The organism is Hydrogenophaga sp. IBVHS2 (genome assembly GCF_002127215.1).
GTDB lineage: Bacteria > Pseudomonadota > Gammaproteobacteria > Burkholderiales > Burkholderiaceae_C > Hydrogenophaga.
The window spans coordinates 646,698-653,068 of the sequence record NZ_NFUT01000002.1 but is presented as its reverse complement, the minus strand read 5'-3'; the positions used below and the strand labels follow the sequence as shown (position 1 = coordinate 653,068).

The 6,371-nt window shown below is 57.0% G+C and carries 8 protein-coding genes; 6 read left to right on the top strand and 2 right to left on the bottom strand.

Annotated elements, in window-relative coordinates; genetic code table 11:
- A partial coding sequence (locus CAP38_RS07795; protein ID WP_143435798.1) for an integrase core domain-containing protein occupies positions 1-182 on the top strand: 182 nt, incomplete at its 5' end.
- Positions 183-242: 60 nt separating this feature from the next.
- Here CAP38_RS07795 and CAP38_RS15180 read toward each other — a convergent pair.
- Complete coding sequence (locus tag CAP38_RS15180; protein WP_143435778.1) at positions 243-557, bottom strand: hypothetical protein; 315 nt, start codon at positions 555-557, stop codon at positions 243-245.
- A 238-nt stretch (positions 558-795) separates the two neighbouring features.
- Between CAP38_RS15180 and CAP38_RS15175 the strand changes: the two genes are divergently transcribed.
- The 5 genes from CAP38_RS15175 to CAP38_RS07775 all read left to right on the top strand — a co-directional run bounded on the left by CAP38_RS15175 (position 796) and on the right by CAP38_RS07775 (position 5,372).
- Positions 796-1,152 carry a GIY-YIG nuclease family protein gene (locus CAP38_RS15175; RefSeq protein ID WP_143435777.1) on the top strand — a complete coding sequence of 119 codons (357 nt, stop codon included), beginning with the start codon at positions 796-798 and terminating at the stop codon, positions 1,150-1,152.
- Positions 1,145-2,824 carry a DGQHR domain-containing protein gene (locus CAP38_RS07790; RefSeq protein ID WP_179188490.1) on the top strand — a complete coding sequence of 560 codons (1,680 nt, stop codon included), beginning with the start codon at positions 1,145-1,147 and terminating at the stop codon, positions 2,822-2,824. Before CAP38_RS15175 ends, CAP38_RS07790 begins: the two co-directional genes overlap by 8 nt.
- A gap of 2 nt (positions 2,825-2,826) precedes the next feature.
- Positions 2,827-3,708 (top strand): hypothetical protein, encoded by an 882-nt coding sequence (locus tag CAP38_RS07785; protein WP_179188489.1) that lies wholly within the window; start codon positions 2,827-2,829, stop codon positions 3,706-3,708.
- 165 nt (positions 3,709-3,873) lie between these two features.
- The gene (locus CAP38_RS07780) at positions 3,874-4,329 is read left to right on the top strand and encodes an HIT family protein (RefSeq protein WP_218776566.1); all 456 of its coding nucleotides are present in this window, start codon (positions 3,874-3,876) and stop codon (positions 4,327-4,329) included.
- Positions 4,326-5,372: a DUF3427 domain-containing protein gene (locus tag CAP38_RS07775; protein WP_086120629.1), complete on the top strand. Its 1,047-nt coding sequence runs from the start codon at positions 4,326-4,328 to the stop codon at positions 5,370-5,372. Before CAP38_RS07780 ends, CAP38_RS07775 begins: the two co-directional genes overlap by 4 nt.
- A gap of 312 nt (positions 5,373-5,684) precedes the next feature.
- Here the strand turns inward: CAP38_RS07775 and CAP38_RS07770 are convergent, their stop codons facing one another.
- Positions 5,685-6,362, bottom strand: a complete 678-nt coding sequence (locus CAP38_RS07770) for a hypothetical protein (protein WP_256924356.1) — start codon at positions 6,360-6,362, stop codon at positions 5,685-5,687.
- Positions 6,363-6,371: the final 9 nt, after the last annotated feature.

Below are 6,371 nucleotides of genomic sequence, written 5' to 3'. Positions count from 1 at the left end.
GATTCAACAAGACCTACCGCACCGAGGTGCTCGACTGCTACGTGTTCGACAGCTTGCAGGAAGTGCGCGACATGACTGCCGACTGGCTGCACCGCTACAACCACCACCGACCCCATGAAGCTCTCGGCCGAATCCCTCCGGTCGAGTACCGTGTCAAACTGTTCCCCAACCTCTACTTCTGACTGGCTCAGGAAATCGAGGGGACTTCAAATCGAAGGCCAGCGTTTGCGTTGTGTTCCAAGTCACCCGAATGCTGTCGCGCTCGCCGATCTCGTCTTCGATTGACTTGAAGTCTTCGTGGCTTCACGCGCGTCCTCAGGATTCTTGTCCTGCTCATCCCGGGCATCTTGGTACGGCTTGATCGGCTCTTTGTCGTCCATGTCGGGGTAGTTACCGGCATCTGCCATACCGGTCTCTTGTGGCTGCATGAACTTACCTAGGCCCCATTGCGCAACATCGCCGACGTGGCCGGTTGATGTGGCCCGCTGGCCTGTGTCGGTGTCAGTCAGCGCAGCAATCGTGCTGTAGCCCGAGCAACGCCTCCAATGCCGGTACATGTGCGGACCGGTCTGTGCGGCAGGATTAGCACAGTGCCCGTGAGGCTGGGTCGATCTGACCTAGGCCGGCCGGGAGTACGAAGATCAGACCTCTTCACACTTATGGGCGCCGAGCAGCGCCTTCCTTGTTTGCCGAAACTAGCGTGTCGGTGTCGTTTGCTAGCTGATAAATTCTTTTGACGGGCTAGAAACATACTGTATACTGCTAGCCAACCGCCTAAATCAGCTAGAGAATCAAATGAACGAGCTAAACTGGAAGCATTCAACGCTGCTGCACGGTGCTGCGGCAAGGGTGCCTGAGCGGCCCGGCTTGTACGTGATCGCAGCCACGAGGCGCGCGGCCAGCCTCCCGATGTCGCTTGACCCGATCTATGCCGGGCGGACTGAGAACCTACGTCGGCGGCTCATCGAGCACGCCGACCCATGGCGGGAGCACAACCGCGACGTGACTGCGGCGATGCTTGCCCAAGATCTTGAGTTTTGGTTTACCGAAGTCCCCAAAGAGCAGCTGACCTCACTGGAGCGCGAGCTGATTCGAACGATCAACCCGGCGGTCAACCGAGTCCGATACACCAAAGGAGCACATGATGAATGAACTGAACACCCTCGACCAGGAACTAGAGGAACTTGCCGCGATGGAAGCGAAGCGGCGGCGGCACTTAACCACGTTGCTCGACGAAGTGACCAAGGTCCAGAACAAATATCTGGCCTTCCGCGGCGAGATGGGCCGTCACATGGGAGTGCAGGGTCGCTGGCATAGAACCCCCTCGTACGTGGTGAACCACGACCTCGCCTGGATCGGGGCGAACATCAACATGGGCTCCGACATGCCATTCATGAAGAACAAAATTCAGGATGGATTGCTTACGATCGATCGCGCGAACATAGACGAGATCCAGCAGCGAATGCCAGACTGGTCACGACAAGCAGAGCTCAGTGCTTACCTGGCTCACAACAAGCACCGGAAGTTCGGGCCTATCTTGGCCGTCGTCAGTCCGGGATGGGTGAACGACCCGCAGCATGAAAACTGGTCTTCAGACCAGCGGGCGCTCAAAGGCGCGATTGGTTTTGAAGCTCTCGACTCGGGTGGGCGGGTTGGCCTAATTCAGCTCGACCCGTCGCAGGTGAGCATCTACGCTCTTGATGGACAGCACCGCTTGATGGGGATCAAAGGCCTGGCCGATCTCCAAGCAAACAAGCTGTACCTGAAGGACAAAACTGGAAAGGTCCTGAACCTCTTCCCACGGGAGGATTTCTTCAAGGAGATAGGCCTCGACGATGTCGAACTGCAAAATCTGCTCGGCGAAAGACTGCATATCGAATACATCCCAGCCATCCTTCCGGGCGAAACTCGCAACGAAGCGGTGCGACGCGTCCGGTCTGTGTTCTATGCGCTGAATGCATACGCGAAGCAGCCTACTAAGGGCGAGACGCTGTTGCTCAGCGAGACCGACGGCTATGCAATTGTGGCTCGTCGCGTCGGCGTAAATCACCCGTTGCTTCGCACAACCAGAAACGGCCAGACCCGGGACAGAGTGAACTGGGGCGGGTCCGCCTTGCCGGATGGAAGCGAGTGGTATACGACACTTGAAGCATTAAAGGAGATGGTGCAAAGCGTCCTCCGAGGCGCACGGCCCCAATTGATCAAGGCGTTCGACAAGAAATGGAAACGGGTCGAGTTACGCCCCGACGATGAGCAACTGGACGACGCGAGTGCTGTGTTTTCCGACTTTCTCACCCGCGTGCACGATCTGCCCGTGTTCCAGGCCATCGAGCGAAGCTCAGACCCAGTCCGTGAATTGGCCGAGTTCCGGCGCTTCGAAAATGGACGTGGTCATCTACTGCTTCGTCCGATCGGTCAGCAAATCCTGGCGGAGGCGGTTGGTCAGCTGATCGTAGAGGGCATGGCACTGGATAAAATTTTCGAAGCTCTTCAGGATCTTGACGCTAAGGGCCGCTTCGAGGCTCACCGGTACGAACACGTCTGGTACGGGGTAACGTACGACTTTCACAACAAGAAGATGGACACCCAGCTTTCGCACAGGAAATTGGCGGTAAAGCTGTTGATGTACTTGGTGCGCGGTGCCGCTGATGAGCTACGTAGGCAGCTTGAGCGCGAATTGCTGCCGATGAGGGTCATCGACACTGAGAGCAAGACGTGGCGCGACTTCTCCGGCAACGTGGCGGCCGTTAATATTGAGGCGGATTCCGAGGGACGTTTGACTTACTCAGCCAAGGGAATGGTCCTGCCGATGCCTCGGAGCTAATGATGACGCTGTCAGGAAAGCAGATTCAGAAGCTGGGAAAACGGTTGAAGGAGGCGGACGCTTCAGCCGAAGACCTTGCTTTACTCGACGAGTTCAGGCGCGAATTCGACGACAGGCTTCTTGCGATTTCGGGTGATGTCTCATCAGCTGTCCACTCCGCGGGGATCCGCTATTTATTGGCGGGCCGCGCGAAACGGACGAAATCAATCATACGAAAACTTAGGAGGCAGGCTAACCGGGACATGGACCTTTCGCGCATGGACGACATCGTCGGCTTGCGCGTGATTGTGCTCGATCCGGTAAGCCAGCAAGACGCGATCGACGTAATCAGGCGTGCCAACAAGGAAGTTCGGGAGCCTTTCGACTACCGCCACTTGCCAGCCGGACGCTACCGCGCGGTGCATTTGGTTCTAGGAGAGCCGTCCCGCCGAGTTGAAGTGCAGGTACGCACGCTTGCTCAACATTTGTGGGCTGACGCGTGTGAACGATTCGGAGAACGCGCCAAAGAAGGTGACCCCACGGACGACGAGCAGGGCTATCTGGACAAGCTGGGCGCTTTCTGCGTTGGCATTGATGGCGGTAGCGTCGATGGACCCGCGGCCTCCGATTTCTTGGGTCGTTATCGAGTTCTGCATTCTGGCTTCACTACCCCTCAGGCGCAGGGAGAGCAAATGCATTCTTATGTAGTAACGTATAACACTCTGACAGATCAGTTGGTCCGATGCGAAAAATTTCCGAGCACGTCTGAAGGCCGGCGTGAAGCACTTGATTTCTATAAGTATCAGGTTAGTCACTTGCTTGACACTGAGTTCGATGTGCTCGTGCTCAATTCGTCCTCGGAGGCTGCGCTAAGGGTCACACACCCTCGTTATTTCCCGGAGTGAACGCGCGACTGGATAGCGCCTGGTAGGCTACTGCCGGTTTCAAAGACATCTTGTCAAGGTGGAAAGTGAAACTGGCAGCAGCCCAGATGTTGTTATGTGGCAGACAGCTGCATATGATTTTTATTCACATCACTCATCGAGTGACCGAGCGATAAACGTGAAAAAATGTCTGAGCTGATCAACCTCTCTACCGGGCTACACCACGTCTCCCAGCCCACAATATCTTCATGCCCGTTCTGCCGCTTACCAGAGCACAGGGTGCTCTTGCGCAACAGGCTCGCTGTCGCACTCTTTGATGCTTATCCCGTTACCAGTGGCCATGCACTTGTAGTCCCTCTTCGCCACGTCGAGGATTTTTGGGGCTTGACTGCAGAAGAGCGCCTGGCTTGCCATGAATTGTTCGATGGCTTGAGAGGACTTATCACAGCAAAAGATCCTTCAGTGACTGGCTTCAACCTGGGCACAAATGCAGGTGCATCGGCTGGCCAGACAGTCTTTCATTGTCACTTTCACTTGATTCCACGAAGAGATGGTGATTGCGAGAATCCACGTGGAGGTGTTCGGCATGTGTTCCAAGACAAAGCCAACTACGATCCCAGTGCTCCATCACTGTCGATATGACCGCGATCAAACCGCTCCAACTATGGCATGACTACACGCGAGAGGAGGTGCATAGCATCTTTTCTCCGAACACGAAGTTCATACCACAGGCAGGAACATGGGGACTCCAGGGAATCGTGCGGGTGCCAGCTCGCCAAGGCGATTGGGTGTTCTTCGTCACGTTCGGCAAAGAACAGGGTGAACACGTCTTTGACGAGTCCATCACTACCGATGGTGTACTGAGCTGGCAGTCACAGCCATCTCAGCGACTTGATGACCCGGTTGTGAGGGAACTCATCGAGCACGACGACCGTACGAATAAAGTTCATTTGTTTCTGAGGTCAGTCAATCGTGCGCCCTACACCTACCTGGGCGTGCTGGGCTATCTGACACACGACAGCAGCAGGGAGCGCCCTGTTTACTTTCAGTGGCAACTCCTAAATTGGCCAGCGCCGCACGAAACGATCGACCGGCTTGGGCTCAAGCTCGTGGCGATTGATGGCTCAGCGAAAGAGCAAATACAGGCCAAATCAGCTCTACAGATAGTTGCGGCGCCCGAGCCTGGTACGGCGCGTAGCGGTGTGACAACCGAGTCTTTCCGCCAAGCAAAGACGCCTGACTATGCTGCCCAGGACTCAAAAAACCGCAAGCTCGGGTTGAAGGGCGAACTGCTCGTATTGAAGTATGAACAAGATCGTCTGAGGGTCGGTGGTAGGCCCGACCTAGCGGACAAAGTAACTCACACATCAGTCGTAGAAGGGGACGGCGCTGGGTATGACATCACGTCCTACGACCTAGACGGACAACCCCGACTGATTGAGGTCAAAACCACCAGGGGTGGATCGCGCACAAGCTTCTTCATCTCGCCTAACGAGCTTTCATGCAGTGCTAGGAATCCGCAGCACTATTACTTGTACCGGCTGTACTCCTTTAACGAGGATAGCGACTCCGCTTGCTCTTACGTGCTGACTGGAGATCTGAGCATGCAGTTGCGGCTACTTCCCACGGCTTACAGAGCTGATCTTTTGGGCGACGGTCCAGCTGGACATGTTCGGCGACCCTGAGCACTAACTGGCGATCGTGATGCTCTCGCATCGCTGCATCTAGCCCATTGGCCAGCCGGTGCAACGTCGCCGCGTGACAGTAGTTGAAGCGGCGTCGGCCGTCAGCCCCGGGCCCTGTGCCCGCTTCGGGCCATCAGCTGCGATGCTTGCTGAAGAAGAAGCAGGCACGAACCGCCCGAGGTCTATATCGGCTAGGTCCTCATGGACTCGGCACCCTCGCGCTGTTCACGCATCGCTGCATTCAGCTCCCTAGCCAACCGACGCAGCATCAAAGCGTGCCCGCCGGAGAATGCGTTGCGCGAAGTCTTGGTCTTACCCGCCGTGGTCTTGGGACCGGTGGACTGCTGCCACGGCCTCCATCGCTGGATCGCCTCGCGCTGGCGCTGGCGTTGCTCTAGGGTCCATATGCGTGCTGCCATCGTGTGCGTCCGGTAATAGTTCGTTTTGTCGCTTCTGAAAATTCTTCGCGTGCGGGTGCGTGCGTGGGCGCGTACTGGTTGCGAAATGCGCCCCGGTGCCGTTGTTCACCTGCTGCGGCCCGTGCGCAATATTCGTCTGCTTAGCAAAAACCACAGGCGGATTCTTGATTGCTGCCAGCGTTTCTAGCGTCGTGCGGCACTGGCTCTGCGCCTTGAGCGCCAGCCGCATATAGCGCTCGGTCGCGTCCATGTACTCGCCCATGTTCAATGCCGCGCGCCGCGCCATCTCGTTGAAGATGGCATCCAGGTTTGCAGCCTGCGCCGTGAGCACGGTTTCCGCGTGCTTCAGGTCACCGGCATGCGTGGCTTCCGCTCGCAATCGCAACACCTTCACGCACTCGGTCACGTCCAGACTGCCAAAGGTGCCTGCCGCGAAGGTGCGGGCGGTCAAGGCGTTCGCGGCAACACCGCCAAGCGCCACCCCGGCAACCTGGGCTTCATCGCTTTGTGCCGAGTCTTTCTCCACCTTCAGGCGGTCCGCGTCGGTGTTGCTCGCGGGCTTGGGGGTCATGGGTTTTGT